This window comes from Blastococcus sp. SYSU DS0533, from assembly GCF_054050775.1.
This window is the reverse complement of sequence record NZ_JBJGZZ010000021.1, coordinates 1-20,593: the sequence shown is the minus strand read 5'-3', so window position 1 is coordinate 20,593 and position 20,593 is coordinate 1. Positions and strand designations below refer to the sequence as shown.

General features: G+C 73.8%; 23 protein-coding genes. 12 read left to right on the top strand and 11 right to left on the bottom strand.

The window, feature by feature from the left end; genetic code table 11:
• Positions 1-7: 7 nt before the first annotated feature.
• From ACI79W_RS18565 to ACI79W_RS18555, 3 genes are read right to left on the bottom strand one after another with little or no spacing between them, the layout of a single operon-like run.
• Complete coding sequence (locus ACI79W_RS18565; RefSeq protein WP_456563567.1) at positions 8-2,290, bottom strand: transglycosylase domain-containing protein; 2,283 nt, start codon at positions 2,288-2,290, stop codon at positions 8-10.
• Between the two features lie 40 nt (positions 2,291-2,330).
• Positions 2,331-3,557 (bottom strand): ArsA family ATPase, encoded by a 1,227-nt coding sequence (locus ACI79W_RS18560; protein ID WP_456563566.1) that lies wholly within the window; start codon positions 3,555-3,557, stop codon positions 2,331-2,333.
• Complete coding sequence (locus ACI79W_RS18555; protein WP_456563565.1) at positions 3,557-4,549, bottom strand: ArsA-related P-loop ATPase; 993 nt, start codon at positions 4,547-4,549, stop codon at positions 3,557-3,559. Before ACI79W_RS18555 ends, ACI79W_RS18560 begins: the two co-directional genes overlap by 1 nt.
• Before the next feature lie 108 nt (positions 4,550-4,657).
• On the opposite strand from ACI79W_RS18555, the gene ACI79W_RS18550 reads away from it, so the two are divergent.
• Genes ACI79W_RS18550 through ACI79W_RS18540 form a run of 3 tightly spaced genes read left to right on the top strand, consistent with a single transcriptional unit; the run spans position 4,658 to position 6,083 of the window.
• On the top strand, positions 4,658-4,828 hold the full coding sequence (locus tag ACI79W_RS18550; protein ID WP_236828588.1) for a DUF4177 domain-containing protein: 171 nt from the start codon (positions 4,658-4,660) through the stop codon (positions 4,826-4,828).
• Complete coding sequence (locus ACI79W_RS18545; protein WP_236828587.1) at positions 4,825-5,295, top strand: RidA family protein; 471 nt, start codon at positions 4,825-4,827, stop codon at positions 5,293-5,295. The genes ACI79W_RS18550 and ACI79W_RS18545 overlap by 4 nt, the downstream gene beginning before the upstream one ends.
• Complete coding sequence (locus tag ACI79W_RS18540; RefSeq protein WP_456563564.1) at positions 5,292-6,083, top strand: NUDIX hydrolase; 792 nt, start codon at positions 5,292-5,294, stop codon at positions 6,081-6,083. Before ACI79W_RS18545 ends, ACI79W_RS18540 begins: the two co-directional genes overlap by 4 nt.
• Positions 6,084-6,199: 116 nt before the next feature.
• Here the strand turns inward: ACI79W_RS18540 and ACI79W_RS18535 are convergent, their stop codons facing one another.
• Together ACI79W_RS18535 and ACI79W_RS18530 are read right to left on the bottom strand one after the other, a co-directional pair.
• Entirely contained in the window at positions 6,200-6,874 is a 675-nt protein-coding gene (locus ACI79W_RS18535; RefSeq protein WP_456563563.1) for a Crp/Fnr family transcriptional regulator, read from the bottom strand.
• A gap of 173 nt (positions 6,875-7,047) precedes the next feature.
• Positions 7,048-7,287, bottom strand: a complete 240-nt coding sequence (locus ACI79W_RS18530; RefSeq protein ID WP_091929289.1) for a hypothetical protein — start codon at positions 7,285-7,287, stop codon at positions 7,048-7,050.
• Between the two features lie 100 nt (positions 7,288-7,387).
• Here ACI79W_RS18530 and nth point away from each other — a divergent pair, with 100 nt between their 5' ends.
• Genes nth through ACI79W_RS18505 form a run of 5 tightly spaced genes read left to right on the top strand, consistent with a single transcriptional unit; the run spans position 7,388 to position 11,172 of the window.
• The gene (nth, locus tag ACI79W_RS18525) at positions 7,388-8,188 is read left to right on the top strand and encodes an endonuclease III (RefSeq protein WP_456563562.1); all 801 of its coding nucleotides are present in this window, start codon (positions 7,388-7,390) and stop codon (positions 8,186-8,188) included.
• Complete coding sequence (locus ACI79W_RS18520; protein WP_456563561.1) at positions 8,188-8,760, top strand: TlpA family protein disulfide reductase; 573 nt, start codon at positions 8,188-8,190, stop codon at positions 8,758-8,760. The genes nth and ACI79W_RS18520 overlap by 1 nt, the downstream gene beginning before the upstream one ends.
• Positions 8,757-9,509, top strand: coding sequence for an NUDIX hydrolase (locus tag ACI79W_RS18515; protein ID WP_456563560.1), 753 nt, complete (start codon positions 8,757-8,759; stop codon positions 9,507-9,509). The genes ACI79W_RS18520 and ACI79W_RS18515 overlap by 4 nt, the downstream gene beginning before the upstream one ends.
• Before the next feature lie 38 nt (positions 9,510-9,547).
• Positions 9,548-9,988: a plastocyanin/azurin family copper-binding protein gene (locus ACI79W_RS18510; RefSeq protein ID WP_456563559.1), complete on the top strand. Its 441-nt coding sequence runs from the start codon at positions 9,548-9,550 to the stop codon at positions 9,986-9,988.
• A gap of 2 nt (positions 9,989-9,990) precedes the next feature.
• Positions 9,991-11,172 (top strand): MarP family serine protease, encoded by a 1,182-nt coding sequence (locus tag ACI79W_RS18505; RefSeq protein ID WP_456563558.1) that lies wholly within the window; start codon positions 9,991-9,993, stop codon positions 11,170-11,172.
• Positions 11,173-11,275: 103 nt separating this feature from the next.
• On the opposite strand, the gene ACI79W_RS18500 is transcribed toward ACI79W_RS18505, so the two are convergent.
• The 3 genes from ACI79W_RS18500 to acs all read right to left on the bottom strand — a co-directional run bounded on the left by ACI79W_RS18500 (position 11,276) and on the right by acs (position 14,817).
• Complete coding sequence (locus tag ACI79W_RS18500) at positions 11,276-12,202, bottom strand: alpha/beta fold hydrolase (RefSeq protein ID WP_456563557.1); 927 nt, start codon at positions 12,200-12,202, stop codon at positions 11,276-11,278.
• Between the two features lie 5 nt (positions 12,203-12,207).
• Positions 12,208-12,708, bottom strand: coding sequence for a phage holin family protein (locus tag ACI79W_RS18495; RefSeq protein ID WP_456563556.1), 501 nt, complete (start codon positions 12,706-12,708; stop codon positions 12,208-12,210).
• Positions 12,709-12,867: 159 nt separating this feature from the next.
• A complete protein-coding gene (gene acs / locus ACI79W_RS18490; protein ID WP_456563555.1) occupies positions 12,868-14,817 on the bottom strand; it encodes an acetate--CoA ligase in 1,950 nt (649 codons plus the stop codon).
• 132 nt (positions 14,818-14,949) lie between these two features.
• Between acs and ACI79W_RS18485 the strand changes: the two genes are divergently transcribed.
• Positions 14,950-15,648, top strand: coding sequence for a (2Fe-2S)-binding protein (locus ACI79W_RS18485; RefSeq protein WP_456563554.1), 699 nt, complete (start codon positions 14,950-14,952; stop codon positions 15,646-15,648).
• 89 nt (positions 15,649-15,737) lie between these two features.
• Positions 15,738-16,589: a 4,5-DOPA-extradiol-dioxygenase gene (gene ygiD / locus ACI79W_RS18480; RefSeq protein ID WP_456563553.1), complete on the top strand. Its 852-nt coding sequence runs from the start codon at positions 15,738-15,740 to the stop codon at positions 16,587-16,589.
• 96 nt (positions 16,590-16,685) lie between these two features.
• Here the strand turns inward: ygiD and ACI79W_RS18475 are convergent, their stop codons facing one another.
• From ACI79W_RS18475 to ACI79W_RS18465, 3 genes are read right to left on the bottom strand one after another with little or no spacing between them, the layout of a single operon-like run.
• A complete protein-coding gene (locus tag ACI79W_RS18475; protein ID WP_236830701.1) occupies positions 16,686-16,976 on the bottom strand; it encodes a helix-turn-helix transcriptional regulator in 291 nt (96 codons plus the stop codon).
• Positions 16,977-16,979: 3 nt separating this feature from the next.
• Entirely contained in the window at positions 16,980-17,834 is an 855-nt protein-coding gene (locus ACI79W_RS18470; RefSeq protein WP_456563552.1) for an ABC transporter permease, read from the bottom strand.
• On the bottom strand, positions 17,831-18,733 hold the full coding sequence (locus ACI79W_RS18465) for an ABC transporter ATP-binding protein (protein WP_456563551.1): 903 nt from the start codon (positions 18,731-18,733) through the stop codon (positions 17,831-17,833). Before ACI79W_RS18465 ends, ACI79W_RS18470 begins: the two co-directional genes overlap by 4 nt.
• 254 nt (positions 18,734-18,987) lie before the next feature.
• Between ACI79W_RS18465 and ACI79W_RS18460 the strand changes: the two genes are divergently transcribed.
• Both ACI79W_RS18460 and ACI79W_RS18455 read left to right on the top strand, forming a co-directional pair.
• Complete coding sequence (locus ACI79W_RS18460) at positions 18,988-19,824, top strand: hypothetical protein (RefSeq protein WP_456563550.1); 837 nt, start codon at positions 18,988-18,990, stop codon at positions 19,822-19,824.
• Positions 19,802-20,431 (top strand): class F sortase, encoded by a 630-nt coding sequence (locus ACI79W_RS18455; protein WP_456563549.1) that lies wholly within the window; start codon positions 19,802-19,804, stop codon positions 20,429-20,431. Before ACI79W_RS18460 ends, ACI79W_RS18455 begins: the two co-directional genes overlap by 23 nt.
• Positions 20,432-20,593 lie beyond the last annotated feature (162 nt).

Genomic DNA, 20,593 nt, shown 5'->3' with positions numbered 1-20,593 from the left:
CTCCAGCTCAGTTCGTCGGGGTCTCCCCGCCGGGCTCCGGTGCGGGGGTCCCGGTCTCGGCCCCGGCGTCGGCCGGCGGCGGCACCTGCGGCTCCGTCGGGGGCTCGGCCGGCGTCTCCGGCTCCACCGGCACGTCGGGCTCCACCGGCGTCGTGGTGGCCCCGCCGCGGTTGCCGGGCCGGTTGGCCGAGCGACTGGCTGGGCTGTCGTCGGACCGGGTGGTGCCGGTGACCTGCGGTGGGGCGTCGACACCGCGGCCGGCGTACTTCGGGTCGGCGGGCGGGAACGGCACGGGCTCCTGGCTGGTCAGGATCGGTGCCATCGCCTGGCGCCAGATGCCCGCCGGAAGGCCACCGCCGTAGCTGCCCACGTCATTGGTGTCCCGCGGGCGGAACACCATGACGCTGGCGGTGTACTGCGGGGTCGAGCCGACGAAGGCCACCGAGTCCCGCTCGTTCACCGTGCCGGTCTTGCCGGCGATCTGGTGACCGGGGATGTGGGCGCGGGCGCCGGTCTGCAGAGGGTTCCCCGGCTCGACGTCCTTGATCATCATCTGGTTGAGCGTGTCGGCGATACCGGGCTCGATCACCTGCTCGCAGTTGTCCTCCCGGACCACCGGCTGCCCGTCCTCACCGAGGAGCGGCTCCCCGTTCGGCGTGGTGATCGACAGCACCGGGGTGGGCGTGCACTTGACCCCGCGGGCGGCGACCGTCGCGTAGGCGTTGGCCAGGTCGAGCGGGCTCACACCGTCGGTGCCGAAGGCGAAGGACGGGCGGTTCTCGTCGATGATCTGCTGCGCGGGCGTCTGGGTGACCGAGTAGTCGAACGTCATGCCCAGGCGCTCCGCCATGCGGACGGCCGGCTCGATGCGGCCGAGCGCGTCCTCCAGGGCGAGGAAGTAGGTGTTGGAGGACATGTAGAGCGCCTGCGTCATGGTCAGCGTCCCCGGGTAGCCGTTGCCCACGTTGCCGATCGAGTACGGCTGGATGCGCCGCGTCTCCGGGTCGTAGCTCTCGTACACCCGTGACCGGTACGGCTCGCTCGTGGTGATCGTGTGGCTGGCGGGCAGGCCCTGCTCCAGCGCCGCGGCGGCGACGAACATCTTGAACGTCGACCCCGAGCCCTTGGTGGGGATGCTCGCGAAGTTGACCGACTCGCACTCGGGCGCGTCGCAGCCGTAGCGGCGGTTGACGCTCATCGCCAGCACCTGCCCGGTGCCGGGCTGGATGACGTCGTAGACGCCGACGGTGTCCGCGCCCATGGCCACGGTGTCCAGCACGGCCTGGTCGCCCGCGCGCTGCATGTCGGGCCGCAGCGTCGTGGTGATGGTCAGCCCGCCCTTGTCCAGCTGCGCCTTGGTCAGCCCCAGCTCCTGGATCAGGTACTGGCGGGTGAAGTCGCAGAAGAAGCCGCCGATCGAGGCGTCGATGCAGCCGTTCGGCGGGGCCTGGCCCGGGGTGACCTCCACCGGCGTCGGCGTGATCTCGGCGAGCTGCTGCTCGGTGATGTGGCCGAGGTCGTGCATGCGCTGCAGGACCTGGTTGCGCCGGATCTGGGCGTTCTCCGGGTTGTTGATCGGCTCGTCGTAGAAGGGGCTCTGCACCAGCCCGGCGAGCATGGCCGCCTGGGGGAGCGTCAGGTCGGCGGCGTTCACGCTGAAGTAGCGCTGCGCGGCGGCCTGGATGCCGTAGGCACCCTGCCCGAAGTACACGATGTTGAGGTAGCGGGTGAGGATCTCGTCCTTGGAGTAGGTGTCCTCCAGGGCCAGCGCGAGCCGCGCCTCCCGCAGCTTGCGGCCGACGGTCTCGGCGTCGGCGGCCTCCCGCTCCTCCGGCGTGGTGGCCGTCTGCAGCAGGGTCTGCTTCACCAGCTGCTGGGTGAGGGTGGAGCCACCCTCCTGCACCGAGCCGGCGGCGACGTTCCGCACCAGCGCGCGCATGGTGCCCTGCACGTCGAGGCCGTTGTGGTCGTAGAAGCGGGAGTCCTCGATGTCGACGAGGGCCTGCTTCATGACGTCGGCGATCTGGTCGGAGGTCACCGGGGTGCGGTTGTGCTCGTAGAAGTTCGTGATCAGCGAACCGTCCGAGGCGAGCACCCGGGTCACGCCTGCCGGCGTCTTGTCGGTGAGCTCCACCGGCAGGGCGTCGAGCAGCGACACCGAGTTGCGTGCCGCGAGCCCCGGCCCGCCGATCCAGGGCAGCATGAGGCCGGCCAGCAGCGCTCCGGCGACGACGATCGTCACGGCGAGCTTGGCGAGCAGACGGGTGGTGGCGCGCGCGTTCTCCGACATCGCGGTCAGGGTACGTCGCCCGGACGGGCGAGAGCGGTGCTCAGCCGCGGCGCGCGGGGAGGACGCGCGTCCGCGGCGTGCCGGTCGGCGTGTCGTCGTCCGGCCCGGTGAGGGCGGCGGCCATCATCCGCAGCCCGTCCAGGTCGTGGACGTCCCCGGCGGCGGCGGGCACCGTCCGCAGGGCGACGTCGGGGTGGGCGCTGGTGAAGCGGTCGGCCAGGTGCTGCTCGCGGGTGGCCTGCTGCATCCGCTCCGCGTGCACCCGCAGGGCCGCGGCCGCGAGCGCGGCGCCGTCGTCCCCGCTCTCCGCCACTTCTTCGGCGGCGCCCTCCGCACGGGTCGCGGACAGCGCCGTGGTGGCCGGCGGGTGGGTGCGGTTGACGACCAGCCCGGCGAGCGGCATCCCCTCGGCCGAGAGCCGGTCGACGAAGTAGGAGGCCTCCCGCAGCGCATCGGGCTCCGGGGCGGCGACCACGACGAACCACGTGCCGGGCCGGCGCAGCAGCTCGAAGGTCGCGGTGGCCCGCTCGCGGAAGCCGCCGAACATGGTGTCGAGGGCCGAGACGAACGCCGAGATGTCGCGCAGCAGCTGCCCGCCGAGGATCTTCGAGACGATCCGGCTGAAGAGCAGGAACCCGGCGCTGGCGAACTTGAAGCCGGCCCGGCTCGGCGCCATCAGCAGCCGGATCATCGTCCCGTCGAGGAAGCGGCCCATCCGGTTGGGGGCGTCGAGGAAGTCCAGCGCCGACCGGGACGGCGGGGTGTCCACGATGATCAGGTCCCACTGGTCGCTGGCGCGCAGCTGCCCCAGCTTCTCCATCGCCATGTACTCCTGCGTGCCGGAGAACGAGGAGGAGAGCGCTTGGTAGAAGGGGTTCTCGAGGATCTGCTGCGCGCGCTCGGGCGTGGAGTGAGCGGTGACGATGTCGTCGAACGTCCGCTTCATGTCCAGCATCATCGCGTGCAGCTCGCCCGGTGCCCCGGGGACGTCGACCTTCCGCGGCTCGTTGTCCAGCTCGGTCAGCCCGAGGGACTGGGCCAGCCGGCGGGCGGGGTCGATCGTCAGGACGACGACGGTGCGCCCGGCCTCCGCGGCGGCGAGCGCGAGGGCGGCCGACGTCGTCGTCTTGCCCACGCCCCCGGCGCCGCAGCAGACGACGATGCGCGTCTGCCGGTCGGCGATCAGCTCCGCGAGTTCCATGGCCGGCGCCTGGCGGGGTGCGCGGGTGCCCGAGGTGGTGCGGGGGGCGGCGGTGTCCGCGGCCATCAGCGGGCCACCGCAGCGGGCAGGTGCTCCTCGAGCCGCCCGGCGAGCTCGAACAGGCAACCGAGATCCATCGGGCCCGGCAGCAGCGGGATCTCGACGGTCGGGCGGCCCAGCTCCTCGACCCGGGCGCGCAGCGCGTCCTGCGCGGCCCAGCGGCGGGCGTGCTCCACGACCTCGGCGACCAGCGCGTCGGCCAGCTGCTCGGCGCCGGGCAGGTGCACGGTTTCCAGGGCGGGCGCGAGATCGGCGCCGGTCAGCTCGCCGGCGACCGCGCGGGACAGGGCGTCGGGCGGCAGCACGGGCTCGGCCGCCATGTTCACCACCACGGAGCCGATCGGCAGCCCGGCGGCCTGGAGCTCGGCGATGGCGTCCGCGGTCTCCTGCACGGGCATGTCCTCGAGCAGCGTGACCAGGTGCACCGCCGTCTGCGGGGAGCGCAGCACGGCCATGACGCCGTCGCTCTGGGTCTTGATCGGGCCGGACCGGGCCAGCTGCGACATCTCGCCGGTGACCCCGAGGAAGCGGGTGATCCGGCCGGTGGGCGGGGCGTCGACGACGACGGCGTCGTAGACGGGACGGCCGTCCTGCCGCCGGGTGACCGCCTCCTTGATCTTCCCGGTGATGAGCACGTCGCGGAGACCCGGGGCGATGGCGGTGGCGAAGTCGATGGCGCCCATCTTGCGCAGCGCCCGGCCTGCCCGCCGCAGGTTGTAGAACATGTCCAGGTAGTCGAGGAGCGCCTCCTCGACGTCGATCGCGAGCGCTTTGACCTCGCCGCCGCCGCGCGCGACGGCGACCCGGCGCTCCTCGTAGGGGAGCGGCGGGGTGTCGAACAGCTGGGCGATGCCCTGCCGGCCCTCGGTCTCCACGAGCAGGACCGACCGCCCGTCGGCGGCGAGCGCCAGGGCCAGGGCTGCGGCGACGGTGGTCTTGCCCGTCCCCCCCTTGCCGGTGACCACGTGCAGGCGCGCGGGTGTCAGTTCGGGGGGCACCGCCCCAGCCTAGGAGAAGGACCCCGTGCCCCCCACTCCTCGCGGGCTCGGAGCGGGGCCCTGCACGGGGCCGCCCGGTCAGGTCACCTGCTGCGCTAGCGTCGGGCCATGAGCGAAACCGCCCGCCAGAAGTGGGAGTACGCGACCATCCCGCTGCTCGTCCACAACACCAAGGCGATCCTCGACTCCTGGGGCGTCGACGGCTGGGAGCTGGTGACCGTGCTCCCCGGCCCCGGTGGGGCGGAGCAGCTGGTCGCCTACCTCAAGCGGCCGGTATGACCGCACCCGCGCAGGGCTGGCACGCCCGGCTCGCCGAGCTGGGCATCCGGCTGCCCCCGGTGGCCGCTCCCGTCGCCGCCTACGTCCCGGCCGTGCGGGCAGGGTCGCTGGTGTTCACCTCCGGCCAGCTGCCGTTCGTCGACGGCGGGCTGCGCCGCACCGGCAAGGTCGGCGGTTCGGTCGACGTGGAGGCCGCCGCGGCCGACGCCAAGGTCTGCGCGCTGAACGCCCTGGCCGCCGTCGACGACCTCGTGGGGCTGGACTCGGTGGCCCGCATCGTCCGGGTGGTCGGCTACGTCGCCAGCGTCGAGGGCTTCACCGGGCAGCCGCGCGTCGTCAACGGCGCGAGCGAGCTGATGGGCCGGATCTTCGGCGAGGCCGGGCAGCACGCCCGCAGCGCCGTGGGCGTGGCCGAGCTGCCGCTGGGCGCCCCCGTCGAGGTCGAGCTCACCGTCGAGCTGCGGTGACCGCCGAGCCCAAGCAGGCGGCGACCGTCCTGTTGCTGCGCGACGGGGAGGCGGGCCTGGAGGTCTACCTCCTCCGCCGCACGAAGGGGATGCCCTTCGCCGGCGGCATGACCGCCTACCCCGGGGGAGGGGTGGATCCCCGGGACGGAGACACGGAGACCGGTTGGGCCGGCCCCGACCCGGCGCAGTGGGCCACCGCCTTCGGCTGCGACGAGCGGACGGCGCGCGAGCTGGTCTGCGCCGCGGTGCGGGAGACCTTCGAGGAGGCCGGCGTCCTGCTGGCCGGGCTGCCCGACGGCAGCGTGGTGCCCGACGTGTCGGGCGACGACTGGGAGCGGCAGCGGCAGGGGCTGCTCAGCCGGGAGCTGTCGCTCGCCGAGCTGCTCGCCGACCGCGGGCTGGTGCTCCGGTCCGACCTGCTGCGCCCGTTCGCGCACTGGATCACCCCGCCGGTCGAACCCCGCCGCTACGACACCAAGTTCTTCGCCGCGGCGCTCCCGGTGGGGCAGGAGGCGCGGGACGTGTCCGGGGAGGCCGACGAGGCCGCGTGGCTGCGCCCGGCCGACGCCCTGGCCGAGCTGGGTGCCGGCACGCGACCGATGCTGCCGCCGACGTCGCACACGCTGGGCCAGCTGGCGGAGTTCCCCGACGTCGCCGCCGCGCTGGCCGGGTCGCCCCCGCAGCCGATGCACCCGATCAGCCCGCGGTTCGAGGAGACACCCGACGGCCGCTGGGCAGTGCTGCCGGACGGCACGCGCATCCGGCTGGCCGTTCCGCTTCTCTCGTGACGCTCCGCGTCGCACCTGCGCGGACCTGTCCGGGGCGCACCCGGCACGATCGCTGAACCCGAGAGGCCCAGGACCATGGCGGTCCTGGGCCTCTCGCGTTCACTGCCGGGGTGGTGTCACCGCGCGCGGCGGCGGAGTCGCTCCTCGTCGAGGACGACGACCGACTTGCCCTGCAGCTGGATCCAACCGCGGTGCACGAAGTCGGCGAGCGCCTTGTTGACCGTCTCGCGGGAGGCGCCCACCAGCTGGGCCAGCTCCTCCTGCGTGAGGTCGTGCTTCACCCGCAGGCCGTCGGTGTCACGGCTGCCGAAGCGGTCGGCCATCTGCAGCAGCGCCTTGGCGACGCGGCCGGGGACGTCGGTGAAGATCAGGTCCGCGACCGAGTCGTTGGTGCGGCGCAGCCGGCGGGCCAGCACGCGAAGCAGCTGCTCGCCGATCTCCGGGTGGGCCTCGATCCAGGGCAGCAGGACCGACTGCGGCATCCGCGCCAGCTTGACGTCCGTGACGGCGGTGGCCGTCGCCGTGCGCGGCCCCGGGTCGAAGACCGACAGCTCACCGAACTGGTCGGACGGTCCCATGACCGCGAGCACGTTCTCCCGGCCGTCGGGTGACCGGCGGGAGAGCTTGATCTTGCCCGTCATGACGATGTAGAGGCTGTCTCCAGGCTCGCCTTCGTTGAAGATCACCCGTCCCCGGGGAAGGGTGATCGTCTCCAGACGGCTGATGACGGGGTCCACCGCGTCCTCGGAGAGCCCCTGGAAGAGCCCCGACTGGGCCAGCACCTCGTCCACTGCACGTCCTCTCGCACTGTCTCCGGGCGCAGGGGTGCCCGCGCCCGACGGAGAGTCTAGGCGGCTGTGCGGTCCGTCACCCGTTCGGTGGGCAGGTCGTCCCCCCTCCGGGCGAGACGGCTTCCCCGCAGTGGCCCGCCACGAGCGTGCGAGTGGTGGGGCAGGGGGGCCTTTCAGACCAGCGGCGGGTTCTGGGAGCGCCGGCCCCGGTGGCGACGGCGCCGCCAGCGGAACAGCGCCCGCCGGATGCCCGACGTCGCGAGGGTGTCGACCTCACCGGGGGTCGCCGTGTCCAGGAACTCGCTGACCTCGCGGGAGGACGCCGGGCGGCGGAGGGGTTCCTCGACGCGTTCCATGACCAGCAGGAAGGCGATCAGCAGCGGGGGGAAGAGGATGACACTGAGGGCGACCAATCCCGAACTCCTCTGCATCGTCGGCGGGACGGGGGAAGCGGTCCACCCTCGATCATGGCACGCGAGGAGACGGTCAGCAGGGCCGCATACCCTCGACCGCGTGTCCGCCCCCGCGTCCTCACCGGCCTACGCGCGCCCCGCCCGGGCCCGGCGCCCCACCCCCGCCGCACTGACCGGCGCGTCGCCGTACGACCCGGGGGAGACCCCCCTGGCGCGCACCCGCCGGGCCCGCCGGATGGCGCGCGAGCTGGCCGTCATCCACCCCGACGCGCACTGCGAGCTCGACTTCACCAACCCCTTCGAGCTGCTGGTCGCCACGGTGCTGTCGGCGCAGACCACCGACAAGATGGTCAACAAGGTCACCCCGGCGCTCTTCGCCCGCTACCCCGACGCGGTCGCCCTCGCCGGCGCCGACCGCGAGGAGCTGGAGGCGGTCCTCAAGCCGACCGGGTTCTTCCGGGCCAAGGCGAACTCGGTGCTGGGGCTGAGCCAGGCCCTGGTCGAGCGCTTCGACGGTGAGGTGCCGGCCCGGATGGCGGACCTGGTGACCCTGCCGGGCGTCGGGCGCAAGACGGCGAACGTGGTGCTGGGCAACGCCTTCGGTGTCCCCGGGCTCACCGTCGACACCCACTTCGGCCGCCTGGTGCGCCGGTTCGGCTGGACCGAGGAGGAGGACCCGGTCAAGGTCGAAGCCGAGATCGCCCAGCTCGTGCCGAAGAGGGAGTGGACCGACTTCAGCCACCGGGTGATCTTCCACGGCCGCCGGGTCTGCCACGCGAAGAAGGCGGCCTGCGGCGCCTGCGGCCTGGCGCAGTGGTGCCCGTCGTTCGGCATCGGCCCGGTCGACCCGGAGCTCGCGGTCAAGCTGGTGAAGACCCCGGCCGCCTCGGACACCGAGTGATGCGCCGTCTCGTCCTGGGCGCCGTCGCGCTGCTCGCCGTCGCCGGCTGCGCCTCTGGGGAGGGCGGGGCAGCTGCTGCGCCGTCGCCGACCGCGTCCGCCGCAGAGGCGCTCACGCCCTGCCCGGAGCAGCCCGTGGCCGAGGCCGCCGGTGCCGATCGCCTGCCACCGCTCGCCTTCGACTGCCCCGCCGGCGGCTCCCTGGACCTCGCCCGCGCCCCCGGCGTCCCCATGGTGGTCAACCTGTGGGGCAGCTGGTGCCCGCCGTGCCGCGAGGAGATGCCGCTCCTGCAGGAGTTCTCGGAGGTCGCCGGTGACCGGGTGCGGATGGTGGGGGTGATCAGCAAGGACGGGCTGCCCCAGGCGGCCTCCTTCGCCGAGGACGCGGGCGTCACCTTCCCGAGCGCGTTCGACGGCGATGGGGAGCTGATGGCGGAGCTGGGTCTGAACGTGCTGCCGTTCACCTACTTCGTCGACGCCGGTGGGGCCTTGGTGCACACCCAGGTGGGGCCGGTGAGCTCGGTGGACGAACTCCGCGGGCTGGTCGCCGAGCACCTGGGGGTCCAGCTGTGACGGACCTCCACGGGCTGCCCGCGTACCTGCAGCGGCTGGTCGAGCGGGCCGACGACCTCCCGCTGCGCCACCGCATGCCGCAGGTGACCTCCACCGCGCGCCGGTCCGCCGTCCTCATCCTGTTCGGCGAGGGGCCGGCCGGTCCCGACCTGCTGCTGATCGAGAAGTCCCCCCACCTGCGCAGCCACGCGGGGCAGCCGGCGTTCCCCGGGGGCGGGGTCGACCCCGGGGACGACTTCCCCGTGGGCACCGCGCTGCGCGAGGCGCACGAGGAGGCGGGCGTCGATCCCGCCGGGGTCCGCGTCGTCGCGACGCTCCAGGAGCTCTTCCTGCCGCCGTCGAACCGGCTCGTGGTCCCCGTCGTGGGCTGGTGGGACGACCCGCGGGACGTAACGGTCGGCGATCCGCACGAGGTGGCCAGGGTCGCCCGGGTGCCGCTGGCCGACCTGGTCGACCCGGCCAACCGCTACCGAGTGCGGCACCCGGCCGGCTACATCGGGCCGGCGTTCTGCGTCGCCGACATGGAGGTGTGGGGCTTCACCGCCGGGCTGCTCGACGCGATCCTCGACGCCGCCGGGCTGGCCCGGCCCTGGGACGCCACGGACGTCCGGCCGATCAACCCCGAGCTGCTCCGCCCCTACACCCTGCCGGGGTCCGGGGACGACGACCCGGCGAGCGACACCGCCGCGCCGACGGTCGCCGATCCCGCGCCCGACGGCCCCGCGGCGCGTACGGTTCGGCCCCGATGACGGAGAGGATCTCCTTGCCCCCCACCACTCGCGCGTCCGTGGCGGGACCACGCGAGAAGGCCGCCGTGGTCGCGGCCGCACTGCTCCTAGTGACCGGCTGCGGTGGCGGTGGCGGTGCCGCGCAGGAGGTCTCCGAGGCGCCCGTCGCCGACGGGCTCGGCGAGGTGACCATCGCCGAGGACGGGGTCCAGGAGGTCACCCTCCAGACCCAGGACGACTACGTGTTCACCCCGGACACCTTCACGGTCGCGCCGGGGCCGGTGCGGCTGACCCTGGTGAACGTCGCCGAGGGGATGCCCCACAACCTCGAGTTCAGCGACGAGGAGCTGCCCGAGCCCGTCGACGCCGGCATCGCCATGCTCGCCGCCGGCGAGGAGAAGACGATCGAGTTCGAGGTGACGGCACCGGGGGAGTACCCGTTCGCCTGCACCTTCCACCTCCAGCTCGGGCAGGTGGGCACGATGACGGTCAGCGGGTAGCGGTGTCCCTGGTCGACCTGCTGCTGATCACGCTGGCGCTGCTGTTCGCCCTCTCCGGGTTCCGCCAGGGCCTGCTGGTCTCCGCGACCTCGATCCTCGGCTTCCTCGGCGGGGCGGTGCTCGGCGCGCAGCTGGCCGGGCCGGTCGCCGACCGCATCGACGGCTCCAGCGTCAGCCGGGTCTTCGGCGCTCTCGTGGTCGTGCTCGCCGGGGCGCTGCTCGGGCAGATCCTGGCCGGTGCGGCGGGCCGGGCGCTGCGCTCCCGGGTCACCTGGGAGCCGGCCAAGATGGTCGACTCCGTGGCCGGGGCCGTGGTGTCGGCGGCCGCCGTGCTGCTCGTCGCCTGGATGGTCGCCTCCCCGCTGGCCAGCTCCCCGTTCCCCCAGGTCTCCGGCCAGGTGCGCCAGTCGGCGCTGGTGCAGGCCGTGGACCGGGCTGTCCCCGACGGGGTGCGCGCCGTCTACGAGGACCTCCGCGAGGCCATCGACCGGCGGGGGCTGCCCGACGTCCTCGACCCGCTCACCCCCACCCAGGCGCGGGAGGTGCCGGCCCCCGACCCCGAGCTGCAGAACAGCGCCGTCGTCGAGTCGGTGCGGGGCTCGGTGGTCCGGATCCGCGGGGTGGCGCCGTCCTGCTCCCGGCAGATCGACGGCTCCGGCTTCGTCTACGCGCCCGAACGGGTCATGACCAACGCTCACGTGCTCGCCGGCGTCACCGATCCCGTCGTGGTCGCCGAAGGCCGGGAGTACGACGCGGTCCCGGTCGTGGTCGACGAGGAGATCGACGTCGCGGTGCTCGCTGTGCCGGGGTTGCCGCAGGTGCCGCTGCGGTTCACCCCCGGGACGGCCGACTCCGGCGACGACGCGATCATCATGGGGTACCCCGGGGGCGGGCCGTTCTACGTGGGGCCCGCTCGCGTCCGGGACCGCGGCGAGATCAGCGGGCCCGACTTCCGCAACACGCGGACCGTCGTCCGCGACGTCTACGCCCTCTTCGGCCAGGTGCGCGCGGGCAACTCCGGCGGGCCCCTGTTCGCCCCCGACGGGAGCGTCCTCGGCGTGGTCTTCGCCTCCGCGATCGACGACCCGCAGACCGGCTACGCGCTCACCGGCCCCCAGGTCGCCGAGGCCGCCGAGGCCGGCAGCGTCGCGCGCACCGAGGTCGCCACGGGCCCCTGCGAGTAGAAGGACCCCTTCGCTCCCCGGCCTTCGCAGGCTCAGGCCGGGTCCCTGCGGAGGGGCCGTTCCATCACGTCACCGGGGCCGTCTCCACCCCGTCACGTGCGGATCAACGAGCCCACTGGGCGATGGCGCGGGTGACCTCCTCGGGGGCCTCCTCCTGCGGGAAGTGGCCGATGCCGGGCAGCTCCCGCCACTCGTAGGCCCCGGCGACGTAGCGGCCCGAGCCGCGCGCCGTCCGCGGGAGGATGTACGGGTCCACCGCGCCGTGCAGCTGCAGGGTGGGCGCGGTCACCGGTGCCGCCATCCGGCGGGCGTACCGGAGCCCGTCGGGCCGCAGCTGCGACCGCCCGGCCCAGCGGTAGTACTCCATCGCGCCGTACGCGGCCTGCGGGATGCGCGCCGCCGCCCGGTAGCGCTCCACGGCCGAGGCGAAGTCCGTCGTGCGGGCCCACTCCGGTCCGGCCCAGCGCTGCATCAGGTCGGCGACGGGGTCGTCGTCGACCCGGGTCAGCCGCCGCTCCGGCAGCCGCGGCACCTGGAACGCCAGCGCGTGGCGCAGCGCCCGCCGCTGCCGGCGATCGGCCATGCCGGCCCGCAGGAGCCGCGGGTGGGCCGTCGAGACGACGACCAGCCGGCGCACGACGCGCGGGTGCAGCGCGGCGGCGGTCCAACCGAGCAGGCCACCCCAGTCGTGACCGACGACGACCGCGTCGCGCTCCCCCAGCGCCCGTACCAGCGCGGCCACATCGGAGGAGAGGGTGGGCAGGTCGTAGCCGCGGGGCGGCTTGTCGCTGGCCCCGTAGCCGCGCAGGTCCGGTGCCACGACCCGGAAACCCGCCTCGGCCAGGCCGGTGAGCTGGGCGCGCCAGGTCCACCAGAACTGCGGGAAGCCGTGGAGCAGCAGCACGAGCGGCCCGTCGCCGGTCTCCGCCGCGTGCAGGCGCACGCCGTTGGCGGAGATGTCGCGGTGGGTCCACGGACCCGGGAGGAGGACGCTGATCGCGTCGGGACGGCCGTCCGCGGGGACGGTCACGGGCGTCAGACCCGGTAGGAACCGTTGCCGCGCAGCTCGACCTTGCCGCCGCTCACGGTGGGCACCTCGCGACGCCGGGCGCCGGGGACCTCGCGGTGCATCACCTCGGGCAGCTCGCGCAGCGACTCCAACGTGCGCTCGGGCTTCTCGATCTTCTTGATCATCCGCTTGCCGATCAGCGCGAGCAGGCCGGCGACCACGAGCAGCGCCACCCAGACGATGAGGTAGGACAGCCAGCGCGGCACGCCCAGCGCGGTCAGCCCCTCGGCGAGGGCGATGAAGAGGAAGAACATCGAGAAGCCGGCGACGACGCCCGCGGCCCCGAACATCCCGCCGCCGACGGCGCCCTTCTTCGCGGACGCGCCGATCTCGGACTTGGCCAGCTCGACCTCGCCCCGGATGAGGGTGGAGACGTCGGCCATCGCGCTCTGCACCAGCGTGCCGATCGAGGGCTCGGCCGCCGCGCTGCTGCCGTCGGTGCGGGTGGGCGACACACTGTGGGCCACGGGTGGCTCCTCCTCCGGTCGGGCGGTCCTGGTCAGGACGATCGTGCCCCATGAGCACCGGGACCGCGTCCCGATCCCTCGGAAAGGGGGGAGGCACAGGAAGCTTTCCCCGCGATCCGGACGCCCTGGATGCAGGGAAAGCTTCCTGTGCCCGTGAGGTCAGCCCTCCGCCGGGGCGGCGGGCAGCTTCTCCTTGATCATGTTCATCACCGAGGAGTCCGTCAGCGTGGTGACGTCACCCAGCTCGCGGTTCTCGGCGATGTCGCGCAGCAGCCGGCGCATGATCTTGCCGGAGCGGGTCTTGGGCAGCTCGTGCACGACCATGATCTGGCGCGGCTTGGCGATCGGGCCGATGTCGCGGGCGACGTGGTTGCGCAGGGTCTGCACCAGCTCGTCGCCGGAGTCCTCGGCGTTCCCGCGCAGGATCACGAAGGCGACGATGCCCTGCCCGGTGGTGGGGTCGCTCGCGCCGACGACCGCGGCCTCGGCGACGGTCGGGTGCCCGACCAGCGAGGACTCCACCTCGGTCGTCGAGATCCGGTGGCCGGACACGTTCATCACGTCGTCCACCCGGCCGAGCAACCAGATGTTGCCCTCGGCGTCCTTCTTGGCGCCGTCCCCGGCGAAGTAGACGTCCTTGCCGAAGCGGGACCAGTAGGTGTCCACGTAGCGGTCGTCGTCGCCCCAGATGGTGCGCAGCATCGACGGCCACGGCTCGGTGAGCACCAGCAGGCCGGTGGAGTCGTCGCTGAGCTCGTTGCCCTCGTCGTCGACGACCTTCGCGGAGATGCCTGGGAACGGGGTCTGGGCCGAGCCCGGGACCAGCGACGTGACACCGGGGAGCGGGGTGAGCATGTGCGCCCCGGTCTCGGTCTGCCACCAGGTGTCCATGATCGGGCAGCGGCCCCCGCCGATGTTCTGGTGGTACCAGAGCCAGGCCTCCGGGTTGATCGGCTCGCCCACCGAGCCGAGCAGCCGCAGCGAGCTCAGGTCGAAGCCCGCGGGGATGTCCTCGCCCCACTTCATGAACGTCCGGATCACCGTCGGGGCCGTGTAGAGGATCGTCACCCCGTACTTCTGGATCAGCTCGAACCAGCGGCCGCGGTGCGGGGTCTCCGGCGTCCCCTCGTACATCACCGACGTCGCCCGGTTGGCCAGCGGCCCGTAGACGATGTAGCTGTGGCCGGTGACCCAGCCGACGTCGGCCGCCGTCCAGAAGACGTCGGTGTCGGGCTTGAGGTCGAACGTCGCCCAGTGCGTGTAGGCGACCTGGGTCAGGTAGCCGCCTGACGTGTGCAGGATGCCCTTGGGCTTCGCCGTCGTGCCCGACGTGTACATGATGTAGAGCGGGTGCTCGGCGTCGAAGAACTCGCAGGTGTGCTCGGCGGACTGCCGGCCGACCACGTCGTGCCACCACAGGTCGCGGCCCTCGGACCACTCGACCTCCTGCTCGGTGCGCTTGACCACGACGACGTTGCGGACGCCGGGGCTGCGGCCCACCGCGTCGTCGACGGCGGGCTTGAGCGCGCTCGGGGCGCCGCGGCGGTAGCCGCCGTCGGCGGTGATGACCAGGACGGCACCGGCGTCGTCGAGCCGGCTGGCCAGGGCGTCCGCCGAGAAGCCGCCGAAGACCACCATGTGCACCGCGCCGATGCGGGCGCAGGCCAGCATCGAGATGATCGCCTCGGGGATCATCGGCAGGTAGATCGCCACCCGGTCGCCGGCCTGCACGCCGAGCTCGGTGAGCGCGTTCGCCGCCTTGCAGACCTCGTCCTTGAGCTGGGCGTAGGTGATCGCGCGGGTGTCCCCGGGCTCGCCCTCCCAGTGGTAGGCCACCTGCTCGCCGTGGCCGGCCTCGACGTGCCGGTCGACGCAGTTGTAGGCCACGTTGAGCCTGCCGCCGACGAACCACTTGGCGAAGGGCGGGTTGTCCCAGTCCAGGACCCTGTCCCACTCCTGCTCCCAGGTCAGCCGGCGCGCCGCGGACTCCCAGAACGCCAGCCGGTCGCGAGCCGCCTCGTCGTAGACGTCGGGGCCGACGTTCGCCTGCGCCGCGAGGGCCTCGGGCGGGGTGAAGCTCCGGCCGTCGACCTGGGTCGTGTCGCTCATGGGTCCTCCCGAGATCCGGCGCCGCGTGCCGTCCGCGGCGGTGCAGCGTGTGCCACGACACACCGTATGGCCGTGGTGCCCGGTCGTCTGCCCCGTGCGACCCGCGGAGCGACGACCGGCCACACTGGCCCGGTGAGCGGTCCGCAGGCGCAGGTCGCGGCCCGGATCCCCGGCGCCGCCGCCCTGGGGCTGGTCCCCCCGGCCGGGGGCCGGGCGGTGCCGGCCGACCGCCTCGCCGACCCGGCGTGGCTCCGCCCGGTCCTGGCCGCCCGCGCGGCCCGCGGCGGTGGCGACCCGCGGGTGCAGGCGACGGTGTGGTGGTACTCGGCGTCGGCGGTGCTGGTGACCCCCGTGCTGGCCGGGCTCGCGGTCGGGCGGCCGCTGTCGGCCCGACCGGCGGACACGACAGTCGTCCTCGGGTCCGGCGGCCTGCCCGTGGCCGCGGTCTCCGCGGCCGCCGCGGAGGATCCGGCGTCCGGGCTGCGCGAGTGCCTGGCAGCGGTGATCCCAGCGGTGGCCACGGCCGGCCGGATGCGCCCGCGCCCGCTGTGGGCGATCGCCACCGACTCGCTGGCCAACGGGCTGCTGACCCTCGGGCGGGCCCTCGGCGACGTCGCCGCCGTCACCGCCCTGGCCGCCCCGCTGGCCGAGGCGGTCGGTCCGCCGCTGCCGGTGCCCCGCTACGTCGACGTCGGCGGGGTGCGGTTCACCTCCCGGGTGTCCTGCTGCCTGGTGGACCGGTTGCCCGGCGGCGGCACCTGCCTGTCCTGCCCCCGCCGCCCACCCGCCGAGCGGCAGGTCCTGCTCGAGGGCGCGGCGCAGCGCGGCTGACCGGTGCTGCCGGAGGCGCGCCCTCGCACTCCGCCGTCCCCGGGGCGATGATCGCGGGGCGACCGCAGTCGAGCGACCAGGGAGGGCCGATGCCCGTCATGCCTGCTGCGTTCTTCGGTCACGGCAACCCGATGAACGCGCTGGAGAAGAACCGGTACACCGAGGCCTGGCGGGCGTTCGGGCGGTCCGTGCCCCGGCCCCGGGCCATCCTGGTGGTCTCCGCGCACTGGTACGTGCAGGCCACCGCGATCACCGCGATGCCCCGGCCGCGCACGATCCACGACTTCTTCGGTTTCCCCCGCGAGCTCTTCGACGTCCGCTACGAGCCGCCGGGGCTGCCCGATCTGTACGAGGAGGTGGCCGACATCGTGCACCCGACCTGGGTCGGTGCCGACCACGACAGCTGGGGCATCGACCACGGCACGTGGTCGGTGCTGGTGCACGCCTTCCCCGACGCCGACATCCCGGTGGTGCAGCTGTCGATCAACGCGCTGAAGTCCTTCGACTACCACCTCCAGCTCGGCGCGGCCCTGGCGCCGCTGCGCGAGGACGGCGTGCTGCTGATCGGCAGCGGCAACGTGGTGCACAACCTCGGCGGCGTGAGCCGGGCGCTGCCCGACGCGGGCTTCGACTGGGCACAGCGGTTCGACGAGGCCGCCAAGGAGTGCATGCTCACCGACCCCACCGACGTCGGCCGGCTGGACGGCCACCGCGACTTCGACCTCGCCGTCCCGACGCCGGACCACTTCCTCCCGCTGCTCTACGTCGCCGGCGCGGCGGGTGCCACCGACGCCCCGGTCGACGTGCTCGTCGACGGGTACGCCTACGGATCGCTCTCCATGACCGCCTACAGCGTCGGCATGGACGCCCCCGAGCTGTCGGGGTCCGGTGTCGCGGCGGCCCTGCCCGAGGGCCCGCCCCCGGACGGCGCGAACATCTGACGAAGGACCCCCTCCCTCCCCGACCGTCGCTCCGCTCGGGCGGGGCCCCTGGGAGGGGGCCGTTCCAGTACCTCGCCTGGCCGTTCCAGCGGGTCGCTAGGCGGTGCGGGGACCTTCGTCGGCGGGGCGGTGCAGGTCGGTGATCCGGGGGAAGGGGCGGGTCGAGAAGACCGCCTCGACCGGCACGCCGAAGAACTCGGCGATGCGCAGCGCCAGGTGCAGGCTCGGGTTGTACTCGCCGCGCTCCAGGTAGCCGACGGTCTGGTAGTGGACGCCGAGGGCGTCGGCGAGCTCCCGCCTGGTCACCTGCTGCTCGGCGCGCAGCAGCGCGATCCGGTTGTGGACGGCGTCGCCGGTGCGGTCACCGGCAGGGCGGTCGTCGGCCACCGATCAGTGCACCCACTGCAGGGTGGCCTCGCGGGCGGCCTGCACCTGCGACCCGGACTGGCGGCGGGCCATCCGGCGCAGCACCCGCGGGGTGACCAGCGCGCCGAACACCGCCCAGGCGGCCAGCACCAGCACCGTGAGGCCGGTGCGCCACGAGTCGCCGAGCTCGACGGTCACCGCCGAGTCGGGGAGGAACGCCGAACGCAGCCCGAGGCCGATCCAGTAGACGGGGAAGAACTGTGCGATCGCCTGCACCCACCCCCACATGACCTGGATCGGGAGGAAGATCCCCGAGATGGCGGTGAGCAGCAGGACCGGCAGCATGCCCCACGTGCCGACCTTCTGCGTGCTCGGCACGACCGACCCCAGGATCATCCCCAGCGGCAGCGTCGCCAGCAGCCCGAGCACCACCACCCAGGCGACCGCGAGCCACCCGGCCGCGCCGCCGTGCATCAACCCGTCGAAGAGCAGGAAGCTCGGGACCAGGATGGTGAGCAGCGAGGGGAGCAGGCCGAGGGAGTGGTACGTCAGCTGCCCGGTCACGTAGCCCTGCATGCCGTGCGGCAGCGCCTTGTGCCGCAGCAGCGTCCCGTCCTCGCGCTCCATCGCGAGCGCGAAGGCCGGGCCGATCACCACTCCGAAGGCGACCAGCGCCCCGAGGATGCTCGGCAGCGCGTACGTCGGGTACATCAGCCCGGTGCCCTCGAGCTCGTTGTCGCGGTTGAACCACAGGTAGACCAGGGTGCCGACGGCGGTGAACAGGTAGAAGCCCTGGTCCTGCGGGCTGCGCAGGCTCAGGACGAACTCCGTCCAGCCGCGGCGCAGGCCCAGGCCGATCGCGTGCCGGGTGGGGTTCATCGGGTGATCCCCTGCAGGACGGGCCCGGCGGGCCGGCCGGACTCGGCGCGCTGCACCATCGCCAGGTAGGTGTCCTCGAGGCTGGCGCGGCGGACCTCGAGGTCGGTGAGCCGGTCACCCTGCTCCGCGAACAGCCGGCGGACGAAGCCGACGACGTCGCCGGTCGGGTGGACGAAGCGGTCCGGGCCGCACGCCCAGCGGACCTCGGCCGTGCCGGCCACCTGCCGGGTGAGCTCCTCCGCGCTGCCGGAGGCGACGATCCGGCCGTGGGTCAGGATGAGGATCCGGTCGGCCAGCTTCTCCGCCTCGGCCAGGTCGTGGGTGGTCAGCAGGATGCTCGTCCCCTCCAGGTCGGACAGCCGGTGCACCAGTTCGTGGAAGTCGCGCCGCGCCTGCGGGTCGAAGCCCGCCGTGGGCTCGTCGAGGAAGAGCAGCTCGGGCCGGCCGATGATGCCGACGGCGACGTCCAGCCGCCGGCGCTGACCCCCGGAGAGCTTGCCGATCTTCCTCTCCGCGTGCTCGGTCAGGCCGACGGTCGCGAGCAGGTGGTCGACCTCGTAGGGGCGCGGCCGCTCGGGGGTCGACCACGGCTCGAAGTAGCCGCCCAGCTGGGTGAGCAGCTGGCGCGGGGTCCAGCGCGCGTGGTCGCGCCATGACTGCAGCACCACCCCCACCCGCGCCCGCCAGGCGTCGCCGGCCGTCGCCGGGTCCTCGCCGAGCACCCGGACCTCTCCGGCCGAGGGCAGCCGGAAGCCCTCCAGGATCTCGATCGTCGTGGTCTTGCCGGCGCCGTTGGGGCCCAGGAGGCAGACCACCTCACCGGGGTGCACCTCCAGGTCGACGCCGGAGAGGACCTCCTGGTCGCCGTAGCTCATCCGCAACCCGCTGGTCCGGATCACCGCTCCGTCGGACGCGTCGTGCCGAGGACCCACGTCACCCACCCCTCCGCGCTGGTCGTGCAGTCGATAGTAGGAGTGCTACATCGGCAGCACAAGTGCAACTCGTGCACCATCCGGCGGTTACGAAAGGTCACGACTGTCGTGCGCTTGGTGAGGACGCTCCGCCAGGACGGAAGGATCCGTCACCACCGCCCAGGGTCGTCGTTACTGCTGTGCAAGTGGCGTCACACGTAACCAGCTCCGGGAGGCCCCCTTTGTCGTCGCGTTCCCTGCCCCGCCCCGGACGGCCACGCGGCCGCCGGGCGCTGGTCGCGTCCGGCCTGGCCGTCGCGCTCGTGGGCGTGCCGGGCCTCGCCCGGGCGGACGAGCCGGTGGGGCCGCCGGACCCCCTCCAGCCGGTCACCGACCTGCTGGAGGGCGTGGTCGGTGGCCCGGGCGCCCCGCCGGTGCTCCCCGGTGAGGGTGCGGCCCCGGCCGAAGGGGCGGAGGAGCAGCCCGCCGTCGTCCCGGTGCCCGCCCTGGAGGTGCCCGCCGAGCTGGAGGCCGCGTTGCAGCAGCTCGGCGCGGCGCTGCAGCTCCCGGAGAGCTGCGTGGCCGGGATCGTCGACTCCGTCGACCTCGTCGTCGCCGGTCTCGTGGCGGTGCCCGTGCAGCTGGTCGAGGTGGTCACCGAGCTCGGCACGGCGCTGGAGGGGCTGGCCGGCGGAGGCGGCCTCGAGGGGCTGCTCGGGTTGGGGGAGGAGCTGCAGGGCGCGTTCGACCCCGCGGTGATCACCGATTCGTCCGTCGTCCAGGGCCTGCAGCTCCTGGCCGAGACCCTGCCCACCTGCGTACCCGCACTGCCGGCCGAGGAGGAGCCCCCGGTCCCGTCCGAGCCCGAGCCGCCGCACGCCCCCGAGCCGGGGGGGCCCGCGCCGGTCGAGCACCCGGTGGCCCAGCCGGTCGCCTACCCGGGCTACGCGCCCACCGCCGGGGACGGGGAGGGCGACGGGATCCCGCCGGCGCTCGCCGGCCTCGTGCTCGCGGTCGCGGCCGGCGCGGGGAGCGCCGGCTGGTTGAGGTCCCGTCGTGCGGCCGACCCGGGGGCCTGACCTGCGCACCGTCGCGGCCTTCGTCGTCGTCCTGGCGACCGGCCTCGCGGTGCTGTGGGTCGTCAACGCGCGTCCGCCGGCGGGGGACGACGTGTTCGCGCTGTCGGAGCAGGCGGCTGCCGGGCCGATCGAACCCGCGTGGCTGGCCATCCCCGCGATCGGTGTCGATGCGCCCGTCGAGCACCGCGGCACGGTCACCTACGAGAACCCGTTCACCGGGCTGACCGTCGACGGCTACGGCGTCCCCGGGTCGATGCTGACCACGTCGTGGTGGTCCGACGGCCCGGCGCCGGGATCGGGGCGGATGGCGGTGGTCCTCGGCCACCAGCAGGACGAGGGCGACGCCGTCTTCAACCGGCTGCACGAACTCGCCCCCGGCGACGAGGTGGTGCTGCGCGACGACCGGGGTGCGGCCCTGCGGCTGACCGTGCTCGGCGAGCCGCTCACCGGTCTGGACAAGGCGACGTCGGCGCTGTCGGACGCGCTCAACGGGCACCCGGCGGAGGCCGACGTCGCGCTGGTGACCTGCGGTGGCGAGTTCGACGACGCCGCGGGGACGAGCACCGAGAACACGGTGGTGTTCGCGACCGTGGCCGGCAGCCCCTAGCCCTCCGCCGTCAGGCCCGCGACCTCGCCGACGACCCAGACGGCCGGGGGGCGGACGGTGTGCTGGGCGAGGGTGGCGGGGAGGTCGGCGAGGGTGGTGCGCAGGGTGCGCTGGGTGGGGGTGGAGCCGTCGGTGACGACGGCGACGGGGGTGTGCGGGGCG